Raw genomic sequence first — 14,213 nt, 5'->3', positions numbered from 1 at the left:
CTCTTTATTTAAATGGATCGAATTGACTATGTAGTTTCTTCTTATAACGCTCAAGCCTTTTAATCTTTTTGAAAGTAAGTACTGAACAAATAACAACAAGTATAAGCATCCACTCATGCCCTTCTGCGCGATCCGTGAAAATGTTCATAAATGTTCCCCCATTTCATCTCTCAGTTATTGATACGGTATCATATGTAATAAGATTTATCCATACTTATCCATTAGAACGATTGATTTGATCGCGCTAATATAAATTGCAGTTAGATAATTGACACACCCATGTCTTCAAGAACGATAAGAGATATAGTGAGGTAAATTAATTACAAGTGAAAATGATCATTTATCCTCTTCGGCTCATTCTTTAATAACAACGATTTTTTGGTGCGATTACATTCAAAGTTCAAATTAATGTATGTATTTAATCATGTAGAATAGACTTATTGCTTTCCATTTCGATATTGTAGCAATTGCGTCTTCAATGCAGCATAAACACCAACAGCCGCGTTTCCATAAATAACTCCCATGAATAGTCCAGCAGGTAAATTATGTCGATGCGAAATAAAGATTGATATGATTAGACCAATTAGTGTAGCAATCATTGGTATATACGATTTTCGAATAGGCAAAGTGAGTTTCATAACTTGCACGATAATAACAACCAATGGTATAGCAATGACAGCATCCCATAAGTTCGTATGAATGGTTGGAAAACTTTCCAAGGTTGCTCCCCCTTTTATCAATTAGTATGATTATTTCCCTGAAATCGCCAAATATACAAAAACCCATTTGAAAGCCAAACATTTATTGAATGAACGTCATCTAAAATAAAACAGCGTAATCATTATATTGTCTTTCCAACATTTAATAGAGGTGTTCTACATAAGGGTATTTGGTCAACTTGCAACATAATAAAGTCCAAATTAGATGGATTAGAGCAAGAGGAGAGAACTCCTTGAAAATTCTCTGCATTTACTGCGTGTGGTGCACTCTTCCAACGCATCCCTTGTCTACCAGAAAAGCGGGGCAAGTGAGACTTGAAGGGTCGTGTTAGCGACGCTCCGTCTCACGCCATGCCCACGAAAAGCATTCATCTTTAGCGATAATCAACATCTTTCTTCCATTCTTCTAATCAAAAAAGACCGTAGACAAACTAAACTTTCTAGTTTGTCTACAGTCTAACTCTTTCAACATTGAAAAGGTCAATCATTGTTCAGCAATCTCGTATATGTTTGATAAGCTTCAACAGCAGCAATAATCGAACCAATCAGAAACAGGGCAGAACCACCAAGAGTAAACAATCACCCAATATAAGTCTTAAAAGCCTCTTCGATTTCAACTGTGTTGTTTGTCTTCATTTGTTCCTCCTGTGACAGTTGAGTATATATTTATTGTATTCAAATATTCGAAACATGTGATAAATGCCTATTCAACACGTATTTTAATAAAGATTGTTGTCCGATGTAGTGTTGTTTCGTTTGTCATCATCCTTTGTTTTCAATAACTTCTTTCTCCATCTTCATCTTCACTTGATCATTTTTCTTATCGCTAAATAAACTTAACATTATTGTTAGTCCTGCAATTGCACCCATGAATTTAATTCCACTAATATATACTTCTAATGAAAACAAGCTAGGCGCGATGCTTCCTGTTCCAATGTATATAGGGATAATCGAGATAATCATAATCGAGAGTGCAACGCAAATCAAACTAGCAAAATTTGGTTTCCATTTGAATGATTGAATAAACATTAGTGAAGTAAAGATACCAACAATGATCAACACAATAACATATCGTGCAAAAACATTATACATCTCAAAGTTACTGTTCATTTGTAGTTGATGCTCATGCACATACTGTGTTCCATATTCGATCATGAGTATTAATCCAATAAGCCAGACGATACCAGTTCCAAATCTTAGCCAGACGCTTCTGCTTCTATTTTCGCCTTTAAAGATTGCAAACATGAAAGCAATTCCACTTAGAGCACTCATAAAGCTAGACATTTCTGTGATCGTTTGATAGGAAAAGAAACGCGGCACTTTCTGAAAATAAACCATGATAATCGGGATTAGAGCAATACATATTGAAGGGAAAGCCACAATTATGAGCACTTTCAAATTCATTGAAGGTTTAAAGTTTCGAATGAAAAGTATTGATATATACAAACCTAGAACAAACATCCAGATTGTATTTTTTATAAAGTATAGACCGTAATCAAAAAACTGCCCACCCTCAATTTTAGCTCTTTCTAAATATGGCAGCAGCGTTTCTAAAAGAAATAAAAACCCAAGAAGCCAAATTCCTCCATAAATAAACTGCTTCTTCATTAAATTTCCCCTAATATCTCCTTTTCTAAAAGTTCTGCAAATCCTTTTGGGTCTTGAAGCATAAATCCATGTGCAGCGTTCGGAATGATTACTCCTTGGCTTTGTGGGTATTGTTGTAGTGCTTGCTTGTAACTTCTAAGCATATATGTATTTTCATTTTCACCTACCGTTAAAAAGAGTTTCGTTTTTATATTTTCAATAATTGGTAGAGTAAAAGCTACATTTTCCACCATAATCTCTTTAAATCTCTTTTTACCAATCAGGGTTGATTCTTCGTAATACTGTTCAAACTGGTGCTCACGAATGAATAATGCTTGTGCTTGCTTCTTTGCAAATGATTTATTTTTTACTAAAGGATACATCGAGGCCATCATTTTAGCCGCTAAGTTTCCGAATGGGATTTTTTCAGTGAGCGCACTGTTGATCATGGCAACATCAATTAAGGCATGCTCGATAGAAAGCATTTCCCACAGCACTTGAGCACCTAGAGAAAATCCAACAACAACTACTTTCTTATCTTCTTTCTTATCACGGATAAGTTGAAGTATAAGCTGGGCAGCCTCATGGATTGTAAAGTCAATTGATCGGCTATTTCCATGTGCCGGAAGATCGGGTATGAGTAAATGTGCTTTCTTCAATAGCGGAACTTGTTCATCCCACATCCAGCCTGCTACACCGCCACCATGTAATAGTACGATGAGTGGGCTTTCATCTGAATGATACTCTTTATAATGCAATGTCATCTTCATAAAAAGCTTCTTCCCATGATGACGTAAGCATGATCACTATTCGGATAAAAAGGTTCTTTTATAACTTCCCATTTTTCTCCTTCATAAAAAGTCCGTGCTGGAACATTATCTACTTGCGTAGTTAATAAAGCGGTTTTTGAAGAAACACCTGATAGCAATTCAGCAAGCATTGCTTTGGCTACACCTTTTTTACGATGAAATGGATGGACAGCAATCTCAACTACTTCAAAGCAGTCATGAAGCCATTTATCTTTCACTTCATTACTTAAGTTATTCTCAATTAATGTACGATAGTACTGACCGGTTTCAGATTGATACCCATAGGCAAACCCAATGATTGCCCCACTTTTTACTGCCGTCACAATTCGAAATCCTGAATAAGTCGCGTGTCGCTTTATTCTTTCATATAAATCTAAGTCTGACGAATCCCATACCATTTTATATAGACTTGCGACAGATTGAAGAATCTCATCGTTTGCTTCAATTAAATTGATCTTCATACCATTGGCTCCTCTCACTAAGAAACTAGGGAAATTATTAGTCTATTTCTATATCAACCTTCCCTTCCTTATTATCGTTGAAACGAGCGGATTATGAACCTTCTATCGATGTTGATCTCCTGGCATTGTTCCTTCTTCGTCTATTTGAACATGCCAGCTGATGATTGTTGTCGAATCGATGACTTGATTCTTCATAATTGTATTTAATATGGACTTAATTGGTTGCTCTCGTCTAACAGCCTTATATAATGAATGTGAATGAACAAATGGTTCATTCGGACATTCGATTAATCCATCTGTTGTGACTAATAGATCATTTCTTCCTTTGCGCAGTTCTTTTACACCATGGCTAAAACATGGTACCCCATTTAAAAAAGCGCTATTTTTTCCAATCCATTCATAGAAGCTACGCGCATTCACTTCGAATTGGTTCATTTCGACATACTCTTTTTGAAAAAGGTATAGTTGGCAATCACCAATTGAAAACCAATAAACAAACTTCCCTTTACGAAAAACGATTAAGCAGGAGGTTTCACCTTGGAGCTCCTTGCTACCATTTAGGAATGATGCCGAGTTTAAAAGGTTGAAAATGTTTGAGTGAACTTTTTCAAAAGGTTGACTAGAAGAAAATGCTTCAAGAAAGTCCCTTCTCCTCTCCTCAAATGCTTGTATAACATATACAGTACTATCCACGCTATCATGTGCATCTAGAACAATTACAAATTCCCAATCTTGTTTTTGATCTACCCAACAGAGACACCCGTCCTCATTTTTCTTACCAGCACCACCATATAATCCAATCGTCACATGCTCAAGCATCTCAAGATGAGGTTCGTCCGTATATGTGTTTATACCACCGTGCCAACTAAATGCCTTCATCATATAGTTCTTCCAAAACCTTTTGTAGTCGTGTGCAAAACTTTACTATTTCTGCTTTTCCACCCTTAGGTGCTTCTTCCCAATTATAGACAGCGTTCGGACCCCAATATTCTTTAGGTGTCCCTGGATATCGCGCGACTACATGCATATGTAAATGAGGAACTGCATCCCCTTGCACAAATGAATAAATATGCTCAGCTCCTTCAGTGATGACTAGTGCCTTACTTAATCTGCTTATTGCCATACCCATTTCTTTTGCCTCATCTATCATCATGTCAGCTAAAGTAGGCACATGCCTTTTTAAATCAATCATGACATGTCCTATATATTGAGTTTCTTCACCGTGGAAGATATGACTAATGTAGATACAATCGTTTTCAAATACTTTGAATTCTGAAGCTGGACTTATACCTTGATGCTTATTGCAAATAAAACAATCATCCATTTTCATTCTTCTCCTTTTTAAGAATTTATTGACAGATTTTCTCTCAATTTCAGCCGATCCCAATCATGCACTTCCATTCTTATATATATAGAAAATCACAATGGTTACTAATATGACGAAACTCCAGATACCTGTAATGATTACATCTTTTTTAAATGAGTTGACTCTAGGATATCGATTCATGATTCGTTGGAAACCAAGTGAAACCGCCCACCAAAAAACAAAAAGGAAGAATAAGTATAAAATATCTTCTATTGAAAGCATTCTTCCCCCCCATTTCTTTCACTCTGTCTACTTTTTTCGACAAATTCTAAACATTTCCTTTTTATAGGCATAAAATCCTAATTTATTCAATCCTATTTCTTTTCACATATTCTAATACGGTACGTATATTGAGAATGGAACATTTTATCCAAGTGAAATGCCTTCCATTGACTTTCAAGCAATTGTTTCAACAGAGCTAATCTAAAATACTTCCAAGAGCTAGACAGAAGCATACCTACGTTTCATTATGCTCCTTTTACCTACCTAATCCCTCGTCAATTTGTAGGTTCACCTTTCGTAAAATAAACACTGGTAAGATACAGATGATGCTTAATATAATCCAATAGAGGTTAGGCACACCTAACGTTTGAAAGCCATCCTTTAACACCCCGCCTAAGACATTCCCTAATGAACCTCCAATAGCCATTGCCATATTTGCAAATCCAAAATATGCGGCGATGAGATGACTTGGGGCGATCTTAACAGAGTAAGTAAAAAATGTTGGTGTTAAAAGCATCGTAGCGATCGCAATTCCTAATAGAGCTAGGAGTATCGTTACAAAATGACTGTAAAAAGTTAACGGGATGAATAATAACGTCAGGGTAATATAACCAACTATAAAAACACTCTTAACACTACGTCTCTCCGTCATTTTTGTTAATTTGATTTGGAAGATAATGATAACGATCGTTACAAATGGAAAGATCCAACTAGCATTACCAGTTACTGCAACCGCTTCTAATGGCAACGTTAAATACAGCTGTTGGATTACAAAATAATAAGGCATCATACAAACGATCAGTAGCATAAACGTCTTATTTTTTAGAATGACTACCGTTTCTTGCAACCATGAGCTTGTTGTTTGCTTTACAGGAATTTTAGGAGTCTTTAAAAATAGTAAGCTGATAATAAAAAACGATCCACCTGCAATCAATGATAGTATTTCAAATTGAACACCGTATAAAAGTATCCCTACAACTGGCCCAAGAACAGTTCCTGCATTTTCAACAACATTCATATAAGCAAAGGCTTCTTTATGCCTTTCCTGTGGCGTAAAAGCTGTAATCGATGCACGAATGGCCGGATTAAAGAGAGCTCCTCCAAATCCAGAAAGCATTGCAAACAGAATCACAAGCATGGGCTCTACCATAAATCCCATTCCAATAAAACCAATGCCACGAACGAGGAACCCGATTGTGGCTACTTGTTTATAGCCAAATCGGTCGGCAAGAAAGCCGCCAAACACAGCAAATCCCTGTTGACTAACAATTCGTATTGCTAGTATCGTCCCAACTAAACTAATCGAATATCCTACGACATCGCTAAAGTAAAATGAAATATATGGAACGAACATAAAAAACGTAAAACAAATAACAAAATAAATGAACAAAATCATCCAAACATGGTATGAAAATGGTGGGAACTTTTTCTTTAACCTCATCATGTATTAGCACCTAGATTCTATGTAGTGATTTCAACCTTCATTCGAGTCTAACTAGTATATCGATGAAGTTCATACATTGACTCCAGCAGTAATGGTTAAAATCTTTTCTTCCCCTCATACGTATATAGTTCTATCATTGCAATGTATTTTTTCATTGATTTTAAAATTAGACCTACAAAGAGTAAAATAAATCCAGCTATAGTGAATACTTATTTTCGAATTAAAACAGCGGTTAAATTGAATTCAGAGGTTAGGCCTTCCCATGATTGAATCCAACCGTATAAAATACTTATTAATCTGAATGTCCATGCAATCCACATATATGCATTGATTTCTTTCATTTCAACGCACCCCCATTTCCACTATATTCCACGAAGTCACCAGGCTTTCCTTCTAAAGCATTTAAATAAATGAAATAAGCAGCATTCGATGCAAATTGCTTCTCTACATGGTCGTCAAGTCTTTTTGTTGCAATAGAAAATTGTTGCTGAATTTGATTAAATCCTTGATCTTCTGCCAATGCTAGAATATCGTGGAGCTGTTCAAGTAAGTAAACAGATTTCCTCAAACTACTAATCAATAAGACGTTACGAATTTGCTTGCGATTGTAAACCCGATAGCCATTATTTTCCTCGCGATCGCTTTCAATTAGACCTACATTCTCCCAATGCCGAATGGCAGAGGTTTTCACATTTGCGATTTTAGCCAATTCACCAATATGGAGATCCTTAAATGATTCATCGGTTAGCTCCGTTTCCATGTTCATCACAAGTTTTAAATTGTATGAGATAAACTCTCTTTCTTTCACAAGCTTTGATTGTTCTTTTGCTAAAATCCAATACGCCTCCATTCGTTCATTCAACATTGCTTTTTTCATTAACGCTTGCATAATATACGTTCCATATGCATGTATAAGAGCTCGAATTGCTTTAAATGCGTACACATGTACTTGTTCATACGTTCTATGCCCACCTTTACTTCTATTCACAGGTGGTATTAGCTTTAATGTTTCATACTTTCTTAACGTGGTATTGCTGACTCCAATCAATTCAGTCATCTCTTTTGACGAGTAGTTCATACTTTACTTGCACCATCCTTAAAGTAAAACCTTCATCTGTTACATTGCTTTTATGTATAGGTTTTCCTCAATTTAAAAAGGTTCTATTCTTCAAAACTGAAATATTGCATCAAAGTTGTATAGTAGTAGTATATCGAAAAAAAGGAGTGAACTTATGCAAAATATTGAAATATATGGTGCAAAAGAAAAGAATTTAAAAAACATTGATGTAAAAATCCCAAGAAACCAGCTTGTTGTTATAACAGGCTTATCCGGTTCAGGAAAATCGACTCTTGTAAAAGACGTCCTTTATATGGAATCACAAAGACAATATCTTGAGGCAATGGCGTTTCAAGGAATTCCAAAGCCGGATGTTGAACAAGTCAAAAACCTATCACCATCCATTCTTATTTCTCAAGAAGATCAGAATAAGAATCCACGATCTACCCTTGGCACAAAAACAAACCTATATACGAGTTTAAGAATGATTTATGAAAAGCTTGGGGTCCGAGAATGTCCAAACTGCCATAAACCAATTTCCTCCCATCATTGCAAAGAAGAATTTGTTAAGACAGATACAGGTTTTCGTATTGATCAATACTGCAACCATTGCGATCATAAAATGGAGAAGCTGACGAGGGCACATTTTTCTTTTAACAAAAAAGAAGGTGCATGTCCGGCTTGTAAAGGCTTAGGAGAGTTAATGCAATTGAACGAAGCGGCATTATACAGTATGGATAAATCATTAGAGGAAGACCACTCTGTGGCTTTATGGTCAAAATCATACAAAGACTATCAAATTCAATGCTATTACAGTCTATTAAAAGCAGTGAAACTACCGATTCCGAATAGGGTAAAGCTAGCCGAGTATTCAAAAGAGCAGCTCGGATTATTAAAGAACGGCATTTCATCAAGCTTATTTGAAGAAAAATTTGACAAAAAGTTAATCCCGAAAACGGTTTCTGCTGGACGATTTGAAGGTGTAAATACGTATCTTTGGAACAAATTCAAGGAAAAAGGCGGACTAACAGCAGATTTAGAACCATTTTTCAAAACGACTAATTGCACTGATTGCCATGGTGAAAAGCTGAATTCATTAAGTAGAAATGTCCATGTTGCAAACAAGCGGATTCCTGAACTAAGCAAAATGAATTTAGAACAATTACAAAGTTGGATGCATGCTGCAAGACAGCTCACACCAGAAGACGCCTATCCACTCGTTAAAAACTACTTTGACGATATCGATACAAAAACGAAACGTATCATTAAAATTGGACTTGGATACTTAACCCTTGATCGTCAATATATTACATTATCTGGTGGTGAAGCACAAAGAATTCGTTTGGCAGCAACACTTGATTCGGAGATGATTGGCCTCCTCTATATTCTCGATGAACCAACAGTTGGTTTGCATTCTTCCGATACGGATGGGATTATTGAAGTAATGAAAGATTTAAGAGATTTAGGTAATACGGTTGTTGTCATTGAGCATGACACAGATGTGATGAAACAAGCAGACTATATCATTGATATGGGGCCAGGCGCTGGCAAAAACGGTGGGAAAATGATTGCATCAGGGATTTATGAGGATCTATTGCAAAATCCAAACTCCATTACAGGACAGTATTTAGCTTATGACAAGCCACCAGTTAGACATTATCGTGCAATAAGTAATGATGGCATCATTGTTAAAAACGCAAATGCGAACAACTTAAAAAACATCGAAGTCAAGGTTCCAAAGAATGCATTAACTGTCATTAGCGGTGTTTCCGGATCTGGTAAATCGAGCTTGCTTTTTGAAACGATTGCTAAAGGGGACTCAAACTATGTAACTGGACTTGATGCGTTTTCGGAGATTGTTACGTTAAAGCAAGGAGCCGGTTCAAGAAATCGACGATCTACTGTGGCAACCTTCTCTAAGCTTTTTGACCAAATTCGAACGCTGTTTGGAAAACTTCCTGACGCGAAAGAAGCTGGAGTGACTGCAAAGGAGTTCTCATTTAACTCTAAAGGTGGTCGGTGTGAAAACTGTCAAGGCTTAGGCGTCGTATCAAATAACCTGTTGTTTTTCCAAGATGTAGAAGTGAAATGCCCAACATGTCAAGGAAGTCGCTATGAGGAGAATATATTAAACATTCATTTTGATGGTCGAAACATCAATGATGTTTTGGATTTATCAGTTGAAGAAGCAATGGATATATTCTTAAAGCAAAGAAAGATTTTTGCTCACTTACAAATCCTTCAAGAAGTTGGTTTAGGCTATTTAACAATCGGACAATCGCTATCCACATTGTCTGGTGGAGAGCTGCAGCGTCTCCGTTTAGCATCCATTCTTATGAATGATCAAAACGAAAACATGCTTTATCTAATGGACGAGCCCACAACTGGCCTTCACCCTATCGACATTGACATTTTTATGAAACTCATTCAAAAATTAATTGATAAGAAGAACACGATATTATTAATTGAACATAACCTAGATGTCGTCGCCTCTGCGGACTACTTGATCGAACTTGGCCCTAAAGGCGGACTCGATGGTGGAGAACTGATCTTCTCAGGCACATTCGAACAATTAATGACGGGCCCGAACACACCGACTAAACTGGCCATGCTCAAATAAATGAAAAAAGCTGGTAGATACCGGCTGTTAAGACTGTTGACAAACGCATGCATACATCGTTGTTTGGCATCAAAGTCCCCTCATGAACCGTGTGTTCAATTCGGATCTTCATTTGACTGCACGCCTAGTCTGACAAGTGTTTCAAGACAGTCTGTGGGTTTCTCATATTATTAACATGTCATATGTAGACAAAGTCGGAAACGACTTTGTCTACAATATCAACAGCTGGTAGATACCGGCTGTTTTTTCGTCTTTTTCGGAAAATCATTCCTTTTTATTCCTAGAAAATAGAATTTTATAAAATTAAAAACTCTCAATGTCCTTCATTACTTCTTTTAGAACATCAATAGAAGCAACAACATTTTCATCATATTCTAAACTATGATTCACATTTGCTATTATTTTTGTTGTTATTTTTTTGTTACTCTCTACTTTCTCAAACCTATCCTCTCTATAACAAGGGTCCTTGTCTCCAATTATGCATAGCCCTTCACTCTTGCTATAGAGCATTGCCTCAAAAACATCCTCCCTTTGAATCAAAGGTGTCAGCCAGATAGCTTTCGCATTCTTAAACGTTTCTCGCTTTAGCTCTGAACTCATCGCAACCGTTCCAAGAGATTTTCCAATGATATAGAAGTTTTCATACGAATACTCAGATAAAACATGATCCAAAACTGCTTTCACATCGAACTTAATAGCAGAGCTAACTTCATTTAAATCTTCATAATTTCTGTTATTATACTGATAATTGACTTGTAATACATCAAAAGATTTCTTTAACATAACTCCTGTCGAGTAATGAAGAAGTGGTGCTTGTGCAGTATACCCTAAACCTGGAAGAATGATTGCTAGTTTTTTAGAATTCTCTTCTATTTTAAACAATGAAAATTGAAGTTCGTATTCTTTATAGCCTTTCATTGTATTGGATTGAACGGTTATCAATGGAATTCCCCATTTCACTTTAAATTAATAGCCAAGCTGCTTACTTTAATACATGAAGGGCAATCGTCTTTCAAATGAGAAGAATGTCCTGGAAAATAATCGACGGTCTCTTCACATCTAGTTAGACGGTGCAACAAGCTCTACTTTTATTCGATCAGGATCTTCAAAGTAAACAGCATAATGTTCAGGACCCCCTGCATACGGATGGCGCTCTTCATATAAAATTTGCACACCTTTACTACGCAGCTTATCTGTCATAGAATCAACTTCAATTTTTGAATCAGCATGGAAGGCAAGATGATTCATACCTACTCTACGGCGATGATACGACGGTTCTAAAAATTCATGATCAGCTTGTACTAAAACAATATATGTATTTCCTAGTTTAAAACTAATCCCCTTTTCCCATTTTTGATAAGGTTCATATTCTAACTCCCCAAGAAACCAGCCCCAAAAAGACGAGGATTTTTCTAAGTCAGAAACATATAATTCAAGATGATGAATCATTCCCCTTTGACTCAATTAAATCCCCCCATATTTTCATAGTCTTCACGAATAATTGCCATGATGATTTCATCTTCAAACTTTCCATTAAGTTTCACAGATTGCCTTAAAACCCCTTCTTGCTTAAAACCCACTTTTTCATATGAGCGGATCCCTCGGCTATTATGACCGTACACTTCAAGCTGAAGGCGGTTTAGTTTTAACTTTTCAAATGCGTATTGAACAGCTAACTTAACTGCCTCTGTACCATAGCCTTTGTTGAATATTGCTGGGTCATGAAGAGCAATCCGAAAGCCTGCTTTTTCATGCTCCTCTTCGATTTCTAAAATTGCTAAATCTCCGATAAGCTCATCTGTTTCTGTTAAACAAATAGCGAAATCATAGCGAGAATCATCTTCCGAAAAACGCCTGTAAGCACGTTCAATCATATCAAGTGTAAAATGTACGATTGTACCAGTCATATTTCGAATCTCTTCATTTTGGACAGCATGAAACATTTGTTGATAATCGGAACTTTGTATCTCTCTTAAATATAAACGCAATTCTGATACCTCCCCTCATAGCGAAGAAGCTGTCCTTTATTTAAGACAACTTTTATTAGTTATACTTTTTTAACAAATTCAGATTTTAGCTTCATTGCTCCAAATCCATCTATTTTGCATTCTATGTCATGATCTCCATCAACAAGTCTAATATTCTTCACTTTTGTACCAATTTTTAATGAGTTGGAGCTCCCCTTTACTTTTAGATCTTTTATGATCGTAATTGTATCTCCATCACTTAATATATTTCCATTTGAATCTTTAACAACACTTTCATCTTCGAAATCTTGAGATGGTGACCATTCATAGGCACATTCTGGACATATCATCAATGACCCATCTTCATATGTGTATTCTGATTGGCATTTTGGACAACTTGGCAAGTTAGACATTTGATTCACTCCACTCTATTTATATTAGTCATCTTGTCATATTCTACTAACAATAACAACCATGATAAAACAAAATTTTCATTAATATAAAAATCATAAAACTCATAAAACCCATTTACTATATATTAGAAAAAACTGGTTAGTAATTAATAAGGCTTTTCAGAATCGCTCTTTTTAATCATTCGAAAATTATCATTGCAAAATAACTTACTAATTTTTTTATTGGTTTTTTATTGGATGATACAACAAATAAAAAAGAAAAGGCTAGAATCTAGCCTTTTCTTTTGATCTATTACTGATATTACATTCTGAAAAAACTATATAGCAATCTGCATATTTATTCTCAAATCTCTATACTAAAGCATCTTTCGAAAATCAGATAGCGATTTGATGAATTGACCAAAATATTCCTTGTGAACCTGTTCCACCGAGATTTAAGTTGACCGTCAAACCGTTTGCATTGTAAAAGAGACCTATGACATCACCGGCATTCAGTGCAACATTTGTACCTAGTGTAACGGTACCACTACCTAATATAACTCTCAAGGTTAGTAAAAGCGCGATTGAAACATCTAAGATTGGAAATAATCCCGTAACCAATGTTGTAGTTTGAGGCGATGTACGCCTTACTTCAAATGTAGGGTTTATTGCTCCACCTAATTGAACTGAAAGTGCTGCTGTTGTCTGATAGTTGATTGTTGCTTTAATTGAGTATCGACCAGTAGTTGGAACTGTGAAATTTCCGGTTACTGGATTAAAGTTAACACTACCAATTCTAGGTGATGATACGGTCCAGTTCGTTAGCTGTGTACTTGCACTAACCCCAGTTAAATTTGTAAGAGCAGAAAATCCAACGCTACCAAATGATGGCCCCGTAGCCCCGGTGGCTCCTGTTGCTCCTGTCGCTCCGGCGGTTCCTGCAGTTCCTGTTGCTCCTGTTGCTCCCGTGGCTCCAGCGGTTCCTGCAGTTCCTGTTGCTCCTGTCGCTCCCGTGGCTCCTGTGGCTCCTGCGGTTCCTGCAGTTCCTGTTGCTCCCGTGGCTCCCGTGGCTCCAGCGGTTCCTGCAGTTCCTGTTGCTCCTGTCGCTCCCGTGGCTCCTGTGGCTCCTGCGGTTCCTGCAGTTCCTGTTGCTCCCGTGGCTCCCGTGGCTCCAGCGGTTCCTGCAGTTCCTGTTGCTCCTGTCGCTCCCGTGGCTCCTGTGGCTCCTGCGGTTCCTGCAGTTCCTGTTGCTCCTGTTGCTCCCGTGGCTCCTGTGGCTCCTGCGGTTCCTGCAGTTCCTGTTGCTCCTGTTGCTCCCGTGGCTCCGGCGGTTCCTGTTGCTCCCGTGGCTCCGGTTGGACCCGTTTCACCCTGTATTCCGGTCGCACCGGTTGGGCCGGTTACACCCTGTATTCCCGTCGCTCCAGTTGGACCCGTTACTCCTTGGATTCCCGTCGCTCCCGTTGGGCCCGTTACACCCTGTATTCCGGTGGCTCCCGTCGGGCCGGTCACTCCTTGGATTCCCGTTGCTCCTGTTGGACCGGTTACTCCTTGAATTCCTGTCGCTCC

General features: G+C 37.4%; 16 protein-coding genes and 1 pseudogene. 1 reads left to right on the top strand and 16 read right to left on the bottom strand.

Annotated features, from left to right (window positions below; genetic code table 11):
- Positions 1-4 precede the first annotated feature (4 nt).
- The 11 genes from AC6F34_RS00085 to AC6F34_RS00035 form a co-directional block, all read right to left on the bottom strand.
- A complete protein-coding gene (locus tag AC6F34_RS00085; protein ID WP_500767714.1) occupies positions 5-148 on the bottom strand; it encodes a hypothetical protein in 144 nt (47 codons plus the stop codon).
- Between the two features lie 289 nt (positions 149-437).
- Positions 438-719 (bottom strand): hypothetical protein, encoded by a 282-nt coding sequence (locus tag AC6F34_RS00080; protein ID WP_500767712.1) that lies wholly within the window; start codon positions 717-719, stop codon positions 438-440.
- Between the two features lie 762 nt (positions 720-1,481).
- Complete coding sequence (locus tag AC6F34_RS00075) at positions 1,482-2,327, bottom strand: hypothetical protein (protein ID WP_500767710.1); 846 nt, start codon at positions 2,325-2,327, stop codon at positions 1,482-1,484.
- Positions 2,327-3,076 (bottom strand): alpha/beta fold hydrolase, encoded by a 750-nt coding sequence (locus AC6F34_RS00070; protein ID WP_500767708.1) that lies wholly within the window; start codon positions 3,074-3,076, stop codon positions 2,327-2,329. The genes AC6F34_RS00075 and AC6F34_RS00070 overlap by 1 nt, the downstream gene beginning before the upstream one ends.
- Positions 3,073-3,576 (bottom strand): GNAT family N-acetyltransferase, encoded by a 504-nt coding sequence (locus AC6F34_RS00065; protein WP_500767706.1) that lies wholly within the window; start codon positions 3,574-3,576, stop codon positions 3,073-3,075. The genes AC6F34_RS00070 and AC6F34_RS00065 overlap by 4 nt, the downstream gene beginning before the upstream one ends.
- A 102-nt stretch (positions 3,577-3,678) precedes the next feature.
- Positions 3,679-4,455 carry a PP2C family serine/threonine-protein phosphatase gene (locus AC6F34_RS00060; RefSeq protein ID WP_500767704.1) on the bottom strand — a complete coding sequence of 259 codons (777 nt, stop codon included), beginning with the start codon at positions 4,453-4,455 and terminating at the stop codon, positions 3,679-3,681.
- Complete coding sequence (locus AC6F34_RS00055; protein WP_500767702.1) at positions 4,442-4,900, bottom strand: HIT family protein; 459 nt, start codon at positions 4,898-4,900, stop codon at positions 4,442-4,444. The genes AC6F34_RS00060 and AC6F34_RS00055 overlap by 14 nt, the downstream gene beginning before the upstream one ends.
- 63 nt (positions 4,901-4,963) lie before the next feature.
- On the bottom strand, positions 4,964-5,164 hold the full coding sequence (locus AC6F34_RS00050) for a hypothetical protein (protein WP_500767700.1): 201 nt from the start codon (positions 5,162-5,164) through the stop codon (positions 4,964-4,966).
- Between the two features lie 256 nt (positions 5,165-5,420).
- Complete coding sequence (locus tag AC6F34_RS00045; RefSeq protein ID WP_500767698.1) at positions 5,421-6,608, bottom strand: MDR family MFS transporter; 1,188 nt, start codon at positions 6,606-6,608, stop codon at positions 5,421-5,423.
- Between the two features lie 209 nt (positions 6,609-6,817).
- Positions 6,818-6,949: a hypothetical protein gene (locus AC6F34_RS00040; protein ID WP_500767696.1), complete on the bottom strand. Its 132-nt coding sequence runs from the start codon at positions 6,947-6,949 to the stop codon at positions 6,818-6,820.
- Positions 6,946-7,686 carry a MerR family transcriptional regulator gene (locus AC6F34_RS00035; protein WP_500767694.1) on the bottom strand — a complete coding sequence of 247 codons (741 nt, stop codon included), beginning with the start codon at positions 7,684-7,686 and terminating at the stop codon, positions 6,946-6,948. Before AC6F34_RS00035 ends, AC6F34_RS00040 begins: the two co-directional genes overlap by 4 nt.
- A gap of 154 nt (positions 7,687-7,840) precedes the next feature.
- Between AC6F34_RS00035 and AC6F34_RS00030 the strand changes: the two genes are divergently transcribed.
- Positions 7,841-10,285 (top strand): ATP-binding cassette domain-containing protein, encoded by a 2,445-nt coding sequence (locus AC6F34_RS00030; protein ID WP_500767693.1) that lies wholly within the window; start codon positions 7,841-7,843, stop codon positions 10,283-10,285.
- Positions 10,286-10,588: 303 nt separating this feature from the next.
- On the opposite strand, the gene AC6F34_RS00025 is transcribed toward AC6F34_RS00030, so the two are convergent.
- The 5 genes and pseudogenes from AC6F34_RS00025 to AC6F34_RS00005 all read right to left on the bottom strand — a co-directional run.
- Positions 10,589-11,227 carry an alpha/beta family hydrolase gene (locus AC6F34_RS00025; RefSeq protein WP_500767691.1) on the bottom strand — a complete coding sequence of 213 codons (639 nt, stop codon included), beginning with the start codon at positions 11,225-11,227 and terminating at the stop codon, positions 10,589-10,591.
- Between the two features lie 117 nt (positions 11,228-11,344).
- Entirely contained in the window at positions 11,345-11,734 is a 390-nt protein-coding gene (locus AC6F34_RS00020) for a VOC family protein (protein ID WP_500770064.1), read from the bottom strand.
- An 11-nt stretch (positions 11,735-11,745) separates the two neighbouring features.
- On the bottom strand, positions 11,746-12,273 hold the full coding sequence (locus AC6F34_RS00015) for a GNAT family N-acetyltransferase (protein ID WP_500767689.1): 528 nt from the start codon (positions 12,271-12,273) through the stop codon (positions 11,746-11,748).
- A gap of 59 nt (positions 12,274-12,332) precedes the next feature.
- Positions 12,333-12,665, bottom strand: coding sequence for a zinc ribbon domain-containing protein YjdM (locus AC6F34_RS00010; protein WP_500767687.1), 333 nt, complete (start codon positions 12,663-12,665; stop codon positions 12,333-12,335).
- Between the two features lie 375 nt (positions 12,666-13,040).
- Positions 13,041-14,213, bottom strand: a pseudogene (locus AC6F34_RS00005) (collagen-like protein); the annotation flags it as partial.

This window comes from Niallia sp. CD-39 (assembly GCF_059874745.1).
The sequence above is the reverse complement of the archived record's forward strand: the minus strand, read 5'-3'. Positions and strand labels throughout refer to the sequence as shown.

What these genes read in the sequence shown, in the direction of transcription:
- AC6F34_RS00070 (WP_500767708.1), bottom strand. Translation starts at nt 3,076, where the DNA reads ATGAAGATGACATTGCATTATAAAGAGTATCATTCAGATGAAAGCCCA.
- AC6F34_RS00060 (WP_500767704.1), bottom strand. Translation starts at nt 4,455, where the DNA reads ATGAAGGCATTTAGTTGGCACGGTGGTATAAACACATATACGGACGAA.
- AC6F34_RS00040 (WP_500767696.1), bottom strand. Translation starts at nt 6,949, where the DNA reads ATGAAAGAAATCAATGCATATATGTGGATTGCATGGACATTCAGATTA.
- AC6F34_RS00065 (WP_500767706.1), bottom strand. Translation starts at nt 3,576, where the DNA reads ATGAAGATCAATTTAATTGAAGCAAACGATGAGATTCTTCAATCTGTC.
- AC6F34_RS00020 (WP_500770064.1), bottom strand. Translation starts at nt 11,734, where the DNA reads ATGATTCATCATCTTGAATTATATGTTTCTGACTTAGAAAAATCCTCG.
- AC6F34_RS00010 (WP_500767687.1), bottom strand. Translation starts at nt 12,665, where the DNA reads ATGTCTAACTTGCCAAGTTGTCCAAAATGCCAATCAGAATACACATAT.
- AC6F34_RS00075 (WP_500767710.1), bottom strand. Translation starts at nt 2,327, where the DNA reads ATGAAGAAGCAGTTTATTTATGGAGGAATTTGGCTTCTTGGGTTTTTA.
- AC6F34_RS00030 (WP_500767693.1), top strand. Translation starts at nt 7,841, where the DNA reads ATGCAAAATATTGAAATATATGGTGCAAAAGAAAAGAATTTAAAAAAC.
- AC6F34_RS00055 (WP_500767702.1), bottom strand. Translation starts at nt 4,900, where the DNA reads ATGGATGATTGTTTTATTTGCAATAAGCATCAAGGTATAAGTCCAGCT.
- AC6F34_RS00085 (WP_500767714.1), bottom strand. Translation starts at nt 148, where the DNA reads ATGAACATTTTCACGGATCGCGCAGAAGGGCATGAGTGGATGCTTATA.
- AC6F34_RS00045 (WP_500767698.1), bottom strand. Translation starts at nt 6,608, where the DNA reads ATGATGAGGTTAAAGAAAAAGTTCCCACCATTTTCATACCATGTTTGG.
- AC6F34_RS00050 (WP_500767700.1), bottom strand. Translation starts at nt 5,164, where the DNA reads ATGCTTTCAATAGAAGATATTTTATACTTATTCTTCCTTTTTGTTTTT.
- AC6F34_RS00035 (WP_500767694.1), bottom strand. Translation starts at nt 7,686, where the DNA reads ATGAACTACTCGTCAAAAGAGATGACTGAATTGATTGGAGTCAGCAAT.